At 68.0% G+C, this 14,891-nt stretch carries 16 protein-coding genes; 13 read left to right on the top strand and 3 right to left on the bottom strand.

The annotated features are described in order from the left end of the window. Positions 1 to 29: 29 nt before the first annotated feature. The 7 genes from rhaI to IV088_RS20890 all read left to right on the top strand — a co-directional run bounded on the left by rhaI (position 30) and on the right by IV088_RS20890 (position 7,997). The gene (gene rhaI / locus IV088_RS20920) at positions 30 to 1,316 is read left to right on the top strand and encodes an L-rhamnose catabolism isomerase (RefSeq protein ID WP_291105884.1); all 1,287 of its coding nucleotides are present in this window, start codon (positions 30 to 32) and stop codon (positions 1,314 to 1,316) included. Between the two features lie 130 nt (positions 1,317 to 1,446). Further along, positions 1,447 to 2,439, top strand: a complete 993-nt coding sequence (gene rhaS / locus IV088_RS20915) for a rhamnose ABC transporter substrate-binding protein (RefSeq protein WP_291105882.1) — start codon at positions 1,447 to 1,449, stop codon at positions 2,437 to 2,439. Positions 2,440 to 2,660: 221 nt separating this feature from the next. Then, the gene (locus IV088_RS20910) at positions 2,661 to 4,259 is read left to right on the top strand and encodes a sugar ABC transporter ATP-binding protein (RefSeq protein ID WP_291105881.1); all 1,599 of its coding nucleotides are present in this window, start codon (positions 2,661 to 2,663) and stop codon (positions 4,257 to 4,259) included. Further along, entirely contained in the window at positions 4,256 to 5,266 is a 1,011-nt protein-coding gene (locus IV088_RS20905; protein WP_291105879.1) for an ABC transporter permease, read from the top strand. The genes IV088_RS20910 and IV088_RS20905 overlap by 4 nt, the downstream gene beginning before the upstream one ends. After that, a complete protein-coding gene (locus IV088_RS20900) occupies positions 5,263 to 6,243 on the top strand; it encodes an ABC transporter permease (protein ID WP_291105877.1) in 981 nt (326 codons plus the stop codon). Before IV088_RS20905 ends, IV088_RS20900 begins: the two co-directional genes overlap by 4 nt. A 12-nt stretch (positions 6,244 to 6,255) precedes the next feature. Next, positions 6,256 to 6,576 carry an L-rhamnose mutarotase gene (gene rhaM, locus IV088_RS20895; protein ID WP_291105876.1) on the top strand — a complete coding sequence of 107 codons (321 nt, stop codon included), beginning with the start codon at positions 6,256 to 6,258 and terminating at the stop codon, positions 6,574 to 6,576. Positions 6,577 to 6,584: 8 nt separating this feature from the next. After that, positions 6,585 to 7,997, top strand: a complete 1,413-nt coding sequence (locus IV088_RS20890; protein WP_291105875.1) for an FGGY family carbohydrate kinase — start codon at positions 6,585 to 6,587, stop codon at positions 7,995 to 7,997. Between the two features lies 1 nt (position 7,998). On the opposite strand, the gene IV088_RS20885 is transcribed toward IV088_RS20890, so the two are convergent. Next, positions 7,999 to 9,495, bottom strand: coding sequence for a potassium/proton antiporter (locus tag IV088_RS20885; RefSeq protein ID WP_291105874.1), 1,497 nt, complete (start codon positions 9,493 to 9,495; stop codon positions 7,999 to 8,001). Positions 9,496 to 9,605: 110 nt separating this feature from the next. On the opposite strand from IV088_RS20885, the gene IV088_RS20880 reads away from it, so the two are divergent. Then, positions 9,606 to 10,013: an MAPEG family protein gene (locus IV088_RS20880; protein WP_291105873.1), complete on the top strand. Its 408-nt coding sequence runs from the start codon at positions 9,606 to 9,608 to the stop codon at positions 10,011 to 10,013. Between the two features lie 87 nt (positions 10,014 to 10,100). Here IV088_RS20880 and IV088_RS20875 read toward each other — a convergent pair whose 3' ends face one another. Continuing rightward, complete coding sequence (locus IV088_RS20875) at positions 10,101 to 10,487, bottom strand: VOC family protein (RefSeq protein WP_291105872.1); 387 nt, start codon at positions 10,485 to 10,487, stop codon at positions 10,101 to 10,103. 172 nt (positions 10,488 to 10,659) lie between these two features. Here IV088_RS20875 and IV088_RS20870 point away from each other — a divergent pair, with 172 nt between their 5' ends. The 5 genes from IV088_RS20870 to IV088_RS20850 all read left to right on the top strand — a co-directional run bounded on the left by IV088_RS20870 (position 10,660) and on the right by IV088_RS20850 (position 13,768). After that, positions 10,660 to 11,130, top strand: coding sequence for an AAC(3)-I family aminoglycoside N-acetyltransferase (locus tag IV088_RS20870; RefSeq protein ID WP_291105871.1), 471 nt, complete (start codon positions 10,660 to 10,662; stop codon positions 11,128 to 11,130). Between the two features lie 131 nt (positions 11,131 to 11,261). Continuing rightward, positions 11,262 to 11,774: a GNAT family N-acetyltransferase gene (locus IV088_RS20865; RefSeq protein ID WP_291105869.1), complete on the top strand. Its 513-nt coding sequence runs from the start codon at positions 11,262 to 11,264 to the stop codon at positions 11,772 to 11,774. A gap of 341 nt (positions 11,775 to 12,115) precedes the next feature. After that, positions 12,116 to 12,817: an alpha/beta hydrolase gene (locus tag IV088_RS20860; RefSeq protein WP_291105868.1), complete on the top strand. Its 702-nt coding sequence runs from the start codon at positions 12,116 to 12,118 to the stop codon at positions 12,815 to 12,817. 41 nt (positions 12,818 to 12,858) lie between these two features. Beyond that, positions 12,859 to 13,203: a hypothetical protein gene (locus tag IV088_RS20855; protein WP_291105867.1), complete on the top strand. Its 345-nt coding sequence runs from the start codon at positions 12,859 to 12,861 to the stop codon at positions 13,201 to 13,203. 121 nt (positions 13,204 to 13,324) lie between these two features. Continuing rightward, positions 13,325 to 13,768: a hypothetical protein gene (locus IV088_RS20850; protein WP_291105866.1), complete on the top strand. Its 444-nt coding sequence runs from the start codon at positions 13,325 to 13,327 to the stop codon at positions 13,766 to 13,768. 65 nt (positions 13,769 to 13,833) lie between these two features. Here IV088_RS20850 and IV088_RS20845 read toward each other — a convergent pair. After that, positions 13,834 to 14,891 (bottom strand): acyl-CoA dehydrogenase (locus tag IV088_RS20845; protein WP_291105865.1); only part of this gene is annotated, 1,058 nt, incomplete at its 5' end.

The raw sequence follows: 14,891 nt of genomic DNA, 5'->3' as shown, positions 1-14,891 counted from the left end.
CGCAGGCACCGGTTCAACAAGGAAGAGACATGAAGACCATCGACAACGGATTGCTGGAATCGCAGAACGAGCAGCAGCTGCGCCATGTGCGCAACGACTACGAACACCTCGGCGAGCAGTTGGCCCGCCGGAACATCGACATCGACGTGGTGCGCCAACTGACCGCCCGCTTCGGTGTCGCCATCCCCAGCTGGGGCGTGGGCACCGGCGGCACGCGCTTTGCCCGTTTCCCCGGCCAGGGCGAGCCGCGCAACGTGTTCGACAAGCTGCAGGACTGCGGCGTGATCCACCAGCTCACGCGCATCACGCCCACGGTGTCGCTGCACATCCCCTGGGACAAATGCAGCGACTGGAGCGAGCTGCGCGCCGCCGCCGCCGCGCAGGGCCTGGCCTTCGACGCCATGAACTCCAACACCTTTTCCGACCAGGCCGGCCAGGCGCACAGCTACAAATACGGCAGCCTGAGCCACACCGACGCCGCCACCCGCGCACAGGCCGTGGCACACAACCTGGAGTGCATTGAAATCGGTCAGGCGCTGGGCTCCAAGGCGCTGACGGTGTGGGTCGGCGACGGCAGCAACTTTCCCGGTCAGCAGCACTTTCGCCGCGCCTTCGACCGCTACCTGGAGAGCACGCGCCAGATCTACGCCGCGCTGCCCGGCGACTGGCGCATGTTCCTGGAACACAAGATCTGCGAGCCGGCGTTCTACAGCACGGTGATCCAGGACTGGGGCTCGAGCTTCCTGGCCGCCAGCACGCTGGGCCCGAAGGCGCAGTGCCTGGTGGACCTCGGCCACCACGCGCCCAACGTCAACATCGAGCTGATCGTGGCGCGCCTGATCGCCGCCGGCAAGCTCGCCGGCTTCCACTTCAACGACAGCAAGTACGGCGACGACGACCTGGACGCCGGCAGCGTCTCGCCCTACCGCCTGTTCCTGGTGTTCAACGAGCTGGTGGCGGCGGCGCACGAGGGCGTGGCGTTCGACCCGGCCTACATGCTGGACCAGAGCCACAACGTGACCGACCCGATCGAGAGCCTGATGACCAGCGCCGTGCAGTGCCAGCGCAGCCACGCGCAGGCCCTGCTGGTGGACCGCGCCGCGCTCGACGCCGCCCAAGAGGCCAACGACGCGCTGACCGCCACGCACCTGCTCAAGACCGCGTTCCAGACCGACGTGACGCCGCTGCTGCAACAGGTGCGCCTGGACGCGGGCGCCGCCATCGACCCGGTGGCCGTGTACCGCGCCAGCGGCTACCGCGCGCGCATGGCCGCGGCCCGCCCGGCGGTGGCCGGCGGTGGGGGCGGCATCGTCTGATCGAACCGAGTCCTGGTCGCTGGCGCCAAAGGGGAGGCCAGCGACCCAGGCGGGACCCACGGCCGTGTCGGGGCCGCACCTGCCGAGACGCTTTTCCCCGTGCTTCGTTTCAACAACCCTGGAGACATTGATGAACAAAAAACTTTCCCTGCTGGCCGCTGCGGCCCTCGCCCTGTCGCTCGCCCAGCCCGCACTGGCCGCCGACAAGATCGCGCTCGTGGTCAAGAGCCTGGGCAACGGTTTCTTTGACGCCGCCCACCAGGGTGCGCTCGAAGCCGCCAAGGAGCTCAAGGACGTCGAAATCATCTACACCGGCCCCGCCAAGGCCACAGCCGAAGGCCAGATCGAGATCGTCAACTCGCTGATCGCGCAGAACGTCAAGGCCATCGTGATTTCCGCCAACGATCCCGACGCGCTGGTGCCCTCGCTGAAGAAGGCCATGGCCCGTGGCATCAAGGTCATCTCGTTCGACTCGGGCGTGAAGAAGGAAGGCCGCCTGATGCAGCTGAACCCGTCGAACAGCGCGCTGATCGGCGAGAAGCTGGTGAAGATGAGCGAGCAGGTCGTGGGCAAGACCGGCGAGATCGCCGTGCTGTCGGCCACCGCGCAGGCCACCAACCAGAACATCTGGATCGCCGAGATGAAGAAGGTGCTGGCCCAGCCCGCCTTCGCCGGCCTGAAGCTGGTCAACGTGGTCTATGGCGACGACCAGACCGACAAGAGCTACCGCGAAGCGCAAGGCCTGTTCAAGAGCTACCCCAACCTGAAGGCCATCGTGGCCCCGACGACGGTCGGCATTGCCGCCGCGGCCAAGGCCGTGCAGGACGAGAAGAAGGTCGGCCAGATCTTCGTGACCGGCCTGGGCCTGCCGTCTGAAATGGCCGGCCATGTGAAGAGCGGTGCGGTGAAGTCGTTCGCGATCTGGAACCCCATCGACCTGGGCTACTCGTCCATCATGGCCGCCAGCGCCTTCATCAAGGGCACGGCCAAGGGCGTGGCCGGCGAGAAGATTTCGCTGGGCCGCGTCGGCAGCACCACACTGGACAAGGACCTCGAAGGCGCGATGGCCGAGCCGTTCACCTACGACGCCGGCAACGTGGACAAGTTCGCAAAAATATTCTGAAACACCCCCCGCGCCGCTTCGCGTCACCCCCCTCAAGGGGGGCGGCACCTGAGGCCCGGCAAAGCCGGTTCCTCGGTGCCCCCGGTGGGCGCTGCTTCATGCGGTGCGGGTGGCGCTCCGGCGCCTTGGAAAACGCTTGCTCCGACGCCTGACGGCCGTTGATGGTGCTGCGGGGGAACCCGTCGTACCCTTGCCCAGTCTCTTGCCCCCAACGCGCTGCCATGAACCCTGATTCCCCTCCCGCGTGGCTCTCGCTGCGCGGCATCCACAAACGCTTTGGCCCGACCCACGCCTTGAAGGGCGTGGACCTGGACCTGGTGCCTGGCCAGGTGCTGGCCCTGATCGGCGAGAACGGTGCCGGCAAGTCCACGCTGGTGAAAACGCTGACCGGTGTGCACCAGCCCGAAGAGGGCGAGATCCGCGTCGAAGGCCGACCGGTGCGCTTTGCCAAGGCGCAGGACGCGCAGGCCGCCGGCATCGTGGCGGTGCACCAGGAAACGGTGATGTTCGAGGAGCTGAGCGCGGCCGAGAACATCTTCATCGGCCGCCAGCCCACGCGCGGCGCGGGCCTGTTCAAGGTGATCGACTGGGCGCGCATGAACGCCGAGGCCCAGGTGGTGCTCGACCGCGTGGGCGCGGGCTTTGCCGCCACCACGCTGGTCAAGCAGCTGAGCCTGGCGCAGCGCCACCTGATCGAGATCGCGCGCGCCCTGTCGCAGAACGCCAGGGTGGTGATCCTCGACGAGCCCACGGCCGCCCTGTCGCAGGCCGAGATCCGCGACTTCTTTGGCCTTGTGCGCGGCCTGAAGAACGAGGGCGTGGCGGTGCTCTTCATCACCCACAAGTTCGACGAGATCTTTGCCGTCTGCGACCGCTACGTGGTCTTGCGCGACGGCGCGTCGGTGGGCTCGGGCGCCATCGCCGAGGCCGACGAACCCACGCTGGTGGGGCTGATGGCCGGCCGCGCCATCGAACAGATTTACCCGCCCATCCACAGCCAGCCCGGCGAGGTGGTGCTGCAGGTCAAGGGCCTGAGCCACCCGAACGAATTTGCCGACCTCGGCTTCGAGCTGCGGCGCGGCGAGATCCTGGGCTTCTACGGCCTGATCGGCGCCGGCCGCAGCGAAGCCATGCTCGCGCTGATGGGCCTGAACCCCGCAGCCACCGGCGAGGTGGTGGTCGAGGGCCGCCGCATCGAGATCCGCCAACCCGGCGATGCGATTGCCGCCGGCCTGGCCTACGTGCCCGAAGAACGCCAGCGCCAGGGCGTGGTGCTCGGCTTTTCCGTGCGGCACAACATCAGCCTGGCCGGTCTGGCGAGCGGCGTGTCGGCGCTGTCGCGCGGTGCCTGGCTGTCGGCGGCGCGCGAGTCCGATCTCGCGGCCCGCATGATCGAACGCCTGCGCATCAAGACCGCGAGCCAGGACACGCCGCTCTCGGGCCTGTCGGGCGGCAACCAGCAGAAGGTGGTGATCGCCAAGTGGCTGGGGCTCAACCCGCGCATCGTGATCCTGGACGAACCCACCAAGGGCATCGACGTGGGCGCCAAGCAGGCCGTCTACCACCTGATCGCCGAGATGGTGGAGCAGGGCCTGGCGGTGATCCTGGTGTCGTCCGAGCTGCCCGAGGTGATGCACCTCGCACACCGCGTCATCGTCATGCGGCGCGGCCGCATGGTGAGTGAGTTCGCCATGGGCTCGGTGGACGCCGAGACCATCGTGTCCGCCGCGTCGGGCCTGGGCCTGGGGCACGCCGCCGCCGTGCCGTCGCCCACCGCCGCGGTGCCCCCTGTCCGTCTGCCCACCGAGGTGCACCCATGACAACCCACCCCCTGAGCGCGCTGGCGCAGGTGCGGCGCGAGTGGCTGCTGCTGGCCATCATCGCCGTCATCGTGCTGGCGGTCGGCGCGCGCGCGCCCGTGTTTCTGACCTGGCGCAACGCGCTGGACATCGGCAACGACTCGGCCATCCTCGCCATCCTGGTGATGGGCCAGATGCTGGTGCTGCTGACGCGCGGCGTCGATCTGTCGGTGGCGTCCAACCTGGCGCTCACCGGCATGTTGTGCGCGCTGGCCGGGCGCGCCTGGCCCGGCATTCCGCTGGTGGCGCTGATCGCCATGGCCTGCGCCATCGGCGCGGCGCTGGGCTTCGTCAACGGCTGGCTGATCATGCGGTTCTCGCTGCCGTCCATCGTGGTCACGCTGGGCACCTTGTCGCTCTACCGGGGCGCGGTGTTCGTGGCCAGCGGCGGCGCCTGGGTGTCGGACCACGAGATCCACCCGCTGATCAAAGGCCTGCCGCGCGAGACCCTGCTCGGCCTGCCGATGCTGATCTGGTTTGCCGCCGTGGTGGTGGGCCTGACGCTGTGGCTGCTGCGCTGGCGCCGCGAAGGGCGCGAGCTCTACGCCTATGGCGGCAACCCCTCGGCCGCGCTGTACGCCGGCATCCCGGTGCAGCGCCGGTTGGTGATGGCCTACACCGTGTCGGGCCTGCTGGCAGGGCTGGCGGGGCTGCTCTGGGTGGGGCGTTACTCCATCGCGTTTTCCGAGTTGGCCTCGGGCTACGAGCTGACGGTGATCGCGGCCTGCGTGATCGGCGGCGTGAGCATCGGCGGCGGCGTGGGCACCATTGGCGGCGCGGTGCTCGGGGTGTTGTTCATCGGCGTGGTCAACGGCGCGCTGCCGGTGATCCAGGTCTCGCCGTTCTGGCAGCAGGCGATCGCGGGCGCGGTGATCCTGATTTCGGTGGTGCTCAACGCCACCGCCGACCGCAAGCAAGGGCGGCAGATTCTGGACCGCTCGGCGGTCCCACAAGGAGGAACGGCATGAGGGCACTCGACACCTGGGAGCGCGTGCTGATCGCGCTGATCGTGCTGGTCTACCTGGGCTTCGGCCTGGGCATCGAGGGCTTCTTTTCGCCCTACGCGCTGGCCGACAGCACCTACAACTTTTCAGAGAAAGCGCTGATCGCGCTGGCGATGGCGCTGCTGGTGGTGTCGGGCGAGATCGACCTCTCGATTGCCGCCACGATGGCGCTGGCCTCGCTGGCCATGGGCCTGGCGATGCAGGCCGGCGCCAGCCTGCCGCTGATGTTGTGCGCCGCGGTGGCCACGGGCGCGCTCTGCGGCGGGCTCAACGGCTGGCTCGTGACGCGCTGGAAGCTGCCGTCCATCGTGGTCACCATCGGCACGCTCTCGCTGTACCGTGGCCTCGCGCAGGTGGTGCTGGGCGACCAGGCGATCACCGGTTACCCCGAGACGCTGAGCACCTGGGGCAACGGCAGCATCGGCGACCTGATCGGCCAGCCCGGGTTCATCGTGCCCATCGAGTTCGGCGTGATGCTGCTGATGGCGATTCTGGTGGGGCTGTTCCTGCACGCCACGGTGCACGGCCGGCGGGTCTACGCCATCGGCGCCAACCCGATCGCGTCGCGTTTCTCGGGCATCTCGGTGGACCGCTACCGGCTCGGCCTGTTCGTGTTCGCCGGCGTCATGGCGGCGCTCGCGGCCATCCTGCTCACCGGGCGCATCGGCAGCACGCGGCCCAACCTGGCCATGGGCTGGGAGCTGGACGCGGTGACCATCGTGATCCTCGGCGGCGTGGCCATCGAGGGCGGGCGCGGCAGCATCGTGGGCGTGATCCTCGCGGCCGTGTTGCTGGGCAGCTTCAACTTCGCGCTGGGCATGCTCAACGTGTCGGGCATCGTGATGTCGATGATCGTGGGCGCGCTGCTGATCGTGGCGATGGTGTTGCCGCGCTGGCTCAAGGTCCTGCGCCGGCCCGCCGCGATGCCCAGGCCGGCCTGAAAGGACCCCGCCATGACCACCGAAAAGATCGCATTCCGCATGTTCCTGAACCCCGGCTGCGAGGCCGAGTACCAGCGGCGCCACGATGCCATCTGGCCCGAGCTGTCGGCGCTGTTGAAAGAGCGCGGCGTGTCCGACTACAGCATCTTTCTCGACGCGCCGCGCGGCGTGCTGTTCGCCGTCTTGCGCCGCAGCGCCGGCCACGGCATGGACAGCCTGCCGCAGCACCCGGTGATGCAGCGCTGGTGGCAGCACATGAAAGACCTGATGCAGACGAATGCCGATGGCTCGCCCGTGGCCGAGCCGCTGCCCTGCGTGTTTCACCTCGACTGAATCGCACCGTGAGTCACACCCTCATCCTCGACATCGGCAAGACCAACGCCAAGCTGCTGCTCATCAGCGAGGCCGGCGAGGTGCTGGCCCGCCAGGTGCAGGCCAACGAGGCGGTGCAGGGTGCCGACTACCTGGAGCTGGGTGTGGGCGCGCTCGAAGCCTGGTTGCTGCGAACCATCCCCGCCTTGCCGCAGCGCGAGCGCATCGCGCACATCGGCATCAGCACCCACGGCGCGGCCTTTTGTGCCATCGACGGCGAGGGTCTGGTGCTGCTGCCCATGGACTACGAGTGGGACGGTTACGGCGCGCACCGCGAGGCCTTCCACCGCCTCGCCGACGGCTTCGAGGTCACCGGCTCGCCCGACCTGCCGCTGGGCCTCAACGCCGGTTTGCAGCTGTACTGGCTGCAGCAGACGCAGCCCGCCGCCTGGCAGCGCATCCGCCACTGGCTGCCGTACCCGCAGTACTGGGCCTGGTGGTTCAGCGGTGTGGCCACGAGCGAGCTGTCCTCGCTCGGTTGCCACACCCACCTGTGGTCACCCGAGCGCCAGCAACCGGCCGCGTGGGCGCAGCGCACCGGTATCGCCGACCTGTTCGCACCGCTGAAAAAAGCGTGGGAGGTGCTCGGCCCGGTGAAGCCGGACCTGGCCGCGCGCCTGCAATTGCCCGCCACCTGCCAGGTGCACGTGGGCGTGCACGACAGCAACGCCTGCCTGGCCCGCCACCTGCACGCCGTGCCCCACGGCACGGTGGTCTCCACCGGCACCTGGTGTGTGGTCATGGCGCCCGGCGGCACGGCGGCGGCGCTGGCGCCCGAGCGCGATGAACTGGTGAACGTGTCGGTCGAAGGCGGGGCCGTCCCCACCGCGCGCTTCATGGGCGGGCGCGAGTTCGCCGCCCTGTGCGCCGGCGCCGCCCCGGCGCTCGCCACGCTGTCCGCGCTCGACGAGCTGCTGGCGCAGGGCTGGGCGGCCACGCCGTCGTTCGCGGAAGCCGGCCCGTATCAGGGCCAGCAGGGCCGCGTGTGGCAACACGGCCAGGTGCAGGCCGGCGGCGCACAGGCGGTGCCCGCGCACCTGCGGCCGGCGCTCGCGGCGCTCTACTGCGCCGACATCACGGCCGAGCTGGTGACCTCGCTGGCCACCGGCGACGCGGCCTCGGCGCCCGTGGTGGTGGAAGGGCCGCTCGCGGGCAACGTGGTCTACACCACGGCGCTCTCGGCGTGGCTGGCCGGCCGCCGTGTGCTGCGCTCGACCGATGCGCTCGAAGGCACGGCGCGCGGCGCCTGGATGCTGGCCGACTGGCCCGCCCGCGCGCGGCTCTCGGGCTGGTACGAGCCCTTGCCGGTGGTCGTGCAGGATCTGCGGCAGCGGCTGCAACGGTACCGGGACCAACGCACGGCCTGGCTCGCGGCCGTGTGAATCAGCCCAGCCGGATGCCCACCCGTGTGATGCGGTTGCCGTCCATCTTGCGCACGCTCAGCTCGGCGGCGCCCAGCAGCGCGCCGTCGCCCACCACCGGCGGGCGGTTGATCTGTTCGTGCAGCCAGGCGGCCACGTCGGTGGTGGATTCCGCCGGCATCGGCAGCCCGTAGAACCCGCACAGCGAGTCCATCGGCGTGGTGGCGTCGATCACGAAATCGCCAAACACCAGGCGGTTGCCCAGTTCGTCCTTTGGGTCCGGCAGGGCCACGCCCAGGCGCCGCGCGCTCCAGGCGATCGTCGAACCCTGCAGCAGCAGCGAGGTGAGCACCACCACGAAGGCCACGTTGAAAAACGTGCGCGCGCCGGCCACCCCCGCCAGCAGCGGGTACACCGCCAGCACGATGGGCACCGCGCCGCGCAGTCCCACCCAGCTGATGAAACCGATCTCGCGCCCGCTGAAGCGGAACGGCACCAGGCACAGCCACACCGAGACCGGCCGGGCCACCAGCATCAGCACCGCCGACACGCCCAGCGCCGGCCACAGCGAGCGCAGCATGTCGCTCGGCGTCACCAGCAGGCCCAGCAGCAGGAACATGCACGCCTGCGCCTGCCAGGCGTAGCCGTCCATGGCCGAGAGCACCCGCCGCACCGGGCGCCGCGCCTGGTTGCCCGCCACCACGCCCATGGCGTACACCGCCAGAAACCCCGAGCCGCCCAGCCAGGTGGTGGCCGCAAACACCGCCAGCCCACCCGACACCACCAGCAGCGCGCGCACGCCGCCGCCGCCGTCCGACCCGCCGCGGCCCAGTCGGTGGAGCAAGGCCGCCAGCGCCCAGCCACTGCCCAGCCCCATGGCCGTGCCCCAGCCCAGGTGCAGCAACAGCGCCCACACCGCGTGCAGCACCTGTTGCGCGTCCCACGGCGCCGCGACGGCGTTGACCGCCTGACCCGCCGTGGCCAGGCCGATGAAGGTGAGCGTCAGGTAGACCGCCATCGGGTCGTTCAGGCCCGACTCGATCTCCAGCGTCGCGGCCACCCGCTCGTTGAGCGTCACGCCCGACGACTTCAGCAGCGAGAACACCGCCGCCGCGTCGGTCGAGCCCACGATCGCGCCCACCAGCAGCGCCAGCGGCCAGTTCAGCCCCAGCAGCCAGCGCGCCGCCAGACCGGTGATGCCCGCACACACCAGCACGCCCAGCGTGGCCAGCAGCAGCGAAGGCTTCAAGCCGGTGCGGAAGGTGGCGTAGTCGGTGCGCAGGCCGCCGTCCAGCAGGATCACGGCGAGCGCCACGTTGCCCACCCAGAAGCTCAGACCGAAGTCTTCAAACACCAGGCCACCGGGCCCGTCCACCCCGGCCAGGATGCCCACCAGCAGGAACACCAGCAGGAACGAGAACCCCACCCGCGCCGACAACACCCCGGCCAGCACGCTCACGAACACCAGCGACGCGGCCACGAGCAGCGGCAGGGCGAGGAAATCGAGCGAGAGGGTCATGGCCGCAAGCTAACAGATTGCGTGCCAGAGAGGGGGTTGCGGACTACATTACGTCTGGTTGCACGGTCTGCGTGGCGGGTTGCCACGCCGTCGGCCCGGGGGTGTGTTCCATGACCGTCACACTGCAAGCGCTGCTCGGGTTCATCGCCTGGACCCTGTTCCTGCTGGTCCTCATGGAGCTCATCCGCTCCTGGCTCGTGCTGAGCGGGGCCGTGCCAGCCAACGGGTTCAACCCCGAGAACACCAACCTCTCGCCCTTCATGCAGCGCCTGGCCCGGGCGCACGCCAACTGCCTTGAGGGCCTGCCCCTCTTCGGCGGGCTCATGCTGGTCGCCGTGGTGGCGGGCCGCGCGGCCGTCACCGACCCGCTGGCCTGGGCGCTGCTCGGCGCCCGCATCGTCCAGTCGCTCATCCACCTCGCGTCCACGTCGCCCGCCGCCGTCACCGCCCGGTTCACCGCCTTCGCGGTGCAGATGGTGATCGCCGGGTACTGGGTGCTCGGGCTGTACCGGGCATAGCACCACAGAAAGGAGAACGCCCTGGCGCACGGCCTCTCGCTGTCTCGCCCCCGAACCGCGCCAGCGGTCGGCCGTGAGCCCGGCGCGCTATGCCTCGGGCAGGTCCTCGTGGAGGCAGAGGTAGTTGCCCTCGGTGTCCTTGAACCAGGCGGCTTTTTCGGCGCCGAGCACGCAGACGTGGTTCACCGTTTTCAGCCCGGGGAAGTCGTAGTCCTCGAACACCACGCCCGAACGTTTCAATGCCTCGATGGTGGTGGCGATGTCGCCCACCCGGAAGCTGATCGCGGTGTGGTCGGCCTTGGTGCCTTCGGGCTTGGGGAACAGGGCCAGCGTGCTGCCGCCCACCGTGTAGACGAACTTGCCGTCGGGTTTGAACCCGCCCGGTGCCAGCCCCAGGCAACCCTCGTAGAAAGCCCGCGCACGGTCAATGTCTTTCACGGGCAGCATCGTTGTGACAGAAGCAGTGGACAACATGGCCAGTCCTTTCGCTCAATCCGGCACGTTCCAGCCGCCTGGCGCCCGCCAGGCCACCCGGCCGGCTTACCAGCATAGGCTTCTCCCTGCTCGGGCGCCAGTGGAAACATCGGGAACGCCCATGCGCCGCTGGATGGACGAAGACCCCCCCACCCACCGAAGGAGCGCCGACATGCCCCCAGCACCCCAGCTCACCATCGTCCAGCTCACGCCGACCGACGCCGACCTCGCGCACCGCATGCTCGACGTGTTCGGCGAGGCCTTCGAAGACCCCGACACCTACGGCCGCGCCCGGCCCGGGCCAGCCTACCTGCAGCGCCTGCTGGGCTCCGAGACCTTCATCGCCCTGGCGGCCTTGCAGGGCGCAGCGGTGGTGGGCGCGCTGGCCGCCTACGAACTGCCCAAGTTCGAACAGGAACGCAGCGAGATCTACCTCTACGACCTGGCCGTGCTCGCCAGCCACCGCCGCCGCGGCGTGGCCACCGCGCTGGTCCGGCGGCTGCAGGCTCTGGCCGCGCAGCGTGGCGCCTGGGTTGTGTTTGTGCAGGCCGACCACGGCGACGACCCCGCCGTGGCGCTGTACACCCAGCTCGGCACGCGGGAGGACGTGATGCATTTCGACCTGCCCGTGCGGCCGGCATGAGCCGGTCAGGCCCCCCCAGGGTCAGGACCGCAAGGCATGGGTGAAGTCGTGGCACGGCCCATGGCGGTTTGTGTGGCGCCGTTGGCGTGGGCACGCCTGGCGAGAATGGCGCTTCACTTGGTTGACCTGACATGACAAACACCCCGCTTCACCTCCAGCGCTGGCAAGCGCTCACCAGCGAACAGCAGCAATCCGTGCTCGCCCTGCACATTTCACCGGAGCAGATTGAATTCGCCGGGACGATGGCGCAGGCCGTCGCGGTGGGCGAGGGCGCCAGCCCGGACGAAGTGGCCGGCCTGGCCGTGCTTCAAGCCGACGTGCCGGTCGGTTTCGTGGTGCTCTGCCGGGGCTCGCGGCTGCCGGAGTGGGCGCCCACCGGCGCCGTCGCCCTCAGGGCCATGCGCATCGACAGCCGCGAACAGGGCAAAGGCCACGGCAAGGCCGCACTGGCCTTGATGGAAACCTGGCTGTCGGAACATTGGCCGGTTTGCCCGTTGCTTGCGCTCTGCGTGGACGATCAGAACCTGGCCGCCCGGCGCGCCTACGAAGTGGCGGGGTTCACCGAGTACACGGAGCCCAAGGCTGGGCGGATCGGGCTGGTGCGGTATCTGGCCAAGCCTTTGAAGGAGGCCGCGAGCGCATGACAACAGAGGGCCGGTTCAATACCACCTGCCGCTGGCGCTCAGCTCTCGTCGTCCAGCAGGCGCTGCAGTCCGCCTTCTGTCAGGCCTTGAGCGGCTGCGCTGGCGGCGTTCTGCGCCAACGTGCCCTGCGTCCGCGCAGAGGTTGCGCATGGCTTCGTGGTCCTGCGCGCTGACCATCACGCCCGCCACGCGGTCATGGGTGGGCTCCCGTTGTGACGGCAAGGCGGATTTTTGCGCGAATCGTTCAATTCGGGTGTTTCGGGCGAATGTGAAAAGCAGGAGTGGGGCAATACAGTGCGAACACGGTCTTTGGTGACTTTCCGTTCTCGAGCGACAACACGTTGACAACCCTTGTTCTTCTGCCGGGCCTGGATGGCTCCGGCGATTTCTTCGACCACCTCTGTCACCACTTGCCACCGCAGTGGCGGACACACGTGATGCCATACCCCGGCGACCAGCCACTCAGCTACAGCGAGCTGGCCCGTTTTGTAGTGGCGGCATTGCCCCATGACGGCCCCTTTGTTCTGGTGGCCGAGTCCTTCTCAGGCCCAGTGGCCATTCAGGTGGCTGCGACCCGGCCTGCTGGCTTGATCGGCGTGGTGCTGCGCGCCACGTTTGCACGCAACCCCCGGCCGTTCCTCAGGCCTTTTCTGGGGCTCACGCGCGTGGCGCCGGTGCGCGCCACGCCCATGGGCCTTCTTTCGCGCTGCTTGCTGGGGGCCGAGGCCGATGCTGCGTGGGCTGAGCGCATTCGGCAGGCGATGGGCAAGTGCTCTGTCGCCGTTTTGAGGGCGCGTGCCCGGGAGGTGCTGTTGGTGGACGTGCGCAGCCTGCTGGCCGATATCCGGGTGCCTGTGCTGTACCTTCAAGCAACCAAAGATTGGGTGGTGCCAGCTGCGGCGCTGATCGAGATGCAGCGTGTCTTGCCAGGGATTCAGGTGGCCAGGATCGATGGGCCGCACTTCCTGCTTCAAGCTCGGCCAGTGCCTTGTTTGGAGCAAATCATGGAGTTTGTCGGTCGGGGATCCCCCACGGAGAATTGAGACAGAATCTGAGCGACAGACGCTACCCCCACCAAGCATCCATGCTCAACAACGAATTGAGTCGACTGGCCAGCGGCCGAAGCATCATCCACTTCTGCTTGTTCGGGTGGCTGAGCATGTTTGCCTTTCAGCTGCACAGCACACCTTTGCTGCTTCCTCTGCTGTTGGCGCTGAGCGGGGCAGCGGTGGTCGGCAGCGCAAGGGTGACGCGTTCCCTTGGTCACACCGGATCGGTGCGATTTGCAGGTGTTCTCGGGTCGGTCGTCCCTCTTCTGGGGCTGTTGGTCATGGGCTGGCTGTCATCCAAGGCTCGCCGCGAGCTGCTGACAGCTGGATGGCGATTGGGCTTGTTTCATGCTTATCGGCCTGCCCACGACGGGAACTAGATCGAGGCCGCAGTTGATTCCATGGGTTGACGCAGGATCAGGCGGGCGCCCCTGTCAACACAGCAACGGCGACGTATGCACTTAGCACTGCGAGCCTTCTGATTTTGGTAGTCTGTATTACATGACCGTAAATCTGAAATCACTCAAGCAACTGCTGCCTGTTCTGTTCGCAATAGGTGTGGCCCACGCGGACATGACGCCGAACAGGTTACGCACCGACGGCATCTACCGCAGTGAAGTGGAAACCAATGAAGATGGGACCACCTACATCAGCATGCTTCGATTTGCGCCGGACGGCCGTGTGTTTCTGATGCACGTTGGAATGCCGGCCACACATGAACGTGTGTGTGTATGGTTCAAACCGGAGCGGGAGGCTGAATACTGGTCCAAGGGTGCGAGTTATCAACTTGAGGCCGACCGCATCAGCTTCCAGACGGAATCTCCCAATGCAACGACTGTGTTCGACGGAACGATCAAGTCTGGCCTGCTGAAAATGCAGCTGAGGGTTCCGACGAAGCAGGACCTTACATATCCTCTGACTTTCAAGTTCGCCCCCTGTTTGTGAAGAGCGGAGTCGAAATAAGAAGGGCTGCCATTGGCAGCCCTTCTTATTGTTGAGCGAGAACCCAATCAGTTCGCAAACGCCGCAATCCCGGTAATCGCACGCCCCAGGATCAACGCATGCACATCGTGCGTGCCCTCGTAGGTGTTCACCACCTCCAGGTTCACCAGGTGGCGGGCCACGCCGAATTCGTCGCTGATGCCGTTGCCGCCCATCATGTCGCGCGCCAGGCGGGCGATGTCGAGCGACTTGCCGCAGCTGTTGCGCTTCAGGATGCTGGTCAGTTCCACCGAGGCGGTGCCTTCGTCCTTCATGCGGCCCAGGCGCAGGCAGCCCTGCAGGCCGAGGCTGATCTCGGTCAGCATGTCGGCCAGCTTCTTCTGGATCAGCTGGTTGGCGGCCAGCGGGCGGCCGAACTGCTGGCGGTCCATCACGTACTGGCGGGCACGGAAGTAGCAGTCTTCGGCAGCGCCGAGCGCGCCCCAGGCGATGCCGTAGCGCGCGCTGTTGAGGCAGGTGAACGGGCCTTTCAAGCCGCGCACGTCGGGGAAGGCGTTTTCTTCCGGCACAAACACCTCGTCCATCACGATCTCGCCGGTGATGCTGGCGCGCAGGCCGACCTTGCTGTGGATGGCGGGGGCGCTCAGGCCTTTCCAGCCCTTCTCCAGTATGAAGCCGCGGATCTGGCCGCCGTCGTCCTTGGCCCAGACCACGAACACATCCGCGATCGGGCTGTTGGTGATCCACATCTTGGCGCCGCTCAGGCTGTAGCCGCCGGGCACGGCCTTGGCGCGGGTGACCATGCTGCCGGGGTCGCTGCCGTGGTTGGGTTCGGTCAGGCCGAAGCAGCCGATCCATTCGCCGGTGGCCAGCTTGGGCAGGTACTTCTGCTTCTGTGCTTCAGAGCCAAACTCGTTGATCGGCACCATCACCAGCGAGCTCTGCACGCTCATCATGCTGCGGTAGCCGGAGTCCACGCGCTCCACCTCGCGCGCCACCAGGCCGTAGCAGACGTAGTTGAGGCCGCTGCCGCCGTAGGCTTCAGGGATGGTGGGGCCGAGCAGGCCGAGTTCGCCCATCTCGCGGAAGATGGCCGGGTCGGTCTTCTCGTGGCGGAAGGCCTCGG

It is taken from the genome of Hydrogenophaga sp. (assembly GCF_018780075.1).
GTDB lineage: Bacteria > Pseudomonadota > Gammaproteobacteria > Burkholderiales > Burkholderiaceae_C > Hydrogenophaga.
The sequence above is the reverse complement of the archived record's forward strand: the minus strand, read 5'-3'. Positions and strand labels throughout refer to the sequence as shown.

Coding starts and splice junctions, on each gene's coding strand:
- rhaI (WP_291105884.1), top strand. CDS start 30: ATGAAGACCATCGACAACGGATTGCTGGAATCGCAGAACGAGCAGCAG.
- rhaS (WP_291105882.1), top strand. CDS start 1,447: ATGAACAAAAAACTTTCCCTGCTGGCCGCTGCGGCCCTCGCCCTGTCG.
- IV088_RS20910 (WP_291105881.1), top strand. CDS start 2,661: ATGAACCCTGATTCCCCTCCCGCGTGGCTCTCGCTGCGCGGCATCCAC.
- IV088_RS20905 (WP_291105879.1), top strand. CDS start 4,256: ATGACAACCCACCCCCTGAGCGCGCTGGCGCAGGTGCGGCGCGAGTGG.
- IV088_RS20900 (WP_291105877.1), top strand. CDS start 5,263: ATGAGGGCACTCGACACCTGGGAGCGCGTGCTGATCGCGCTGATCGTG.
- rhaM (WP_291105876.1), top strand. CDS start 6,256: ATGACCACCGAAAAGATCGCATTCCGCATGTTCCTGAACCCCGGCTGC.
- IV088_RS20885 (WP_291105874.1), bottom strand. CDS start 9,495: ATGACCCTCTCGCTCGATTTCCTCGCCCTGCCGCTGCTCGTGGCCGCG.
- IV088_RS20880 (WP_291105873.1), top strand. CDS start 9,606: ATGACCGTCACACTGCAAGCGCTGCTCGGGTTCATCGCCTGGACCCTG.
- IV088_RS20875 (WP_291105872.1), bottom strand. CDS start 10,487: ATGTTGTCCACTGCTTCTGTCACAACGATGCTGCCCGTGAAAGACATT.
- IV088_RS20870 (WP_291105871.1), top strand. CDS start 10,660: ATGCCCCCAGCACCCCAGCTCACCATCGTCCAGCTCACGCCGACCGAC.
- IV088_RS20865 (WP_291105869.1), top strand. CDS start 11,262: ATGACAAACACCCCGCTTCACCTCCAGCGCTGGCAAGCGCTCACCAGC.
- IV088_RS20855 (WP_291105867.1), top strand. CDS start 12,859: ATGCTCAACAACGAATTGAGTCGACTGGCCAGCGGCCGAAGCATCATC.
- IV088_RS20850 (WP_291105866.1), top strand. CDS start 13,325: ATGACCGTAAATCTGAAATCACTCAAGCAACTGCTGCCTGTTCTGTTC.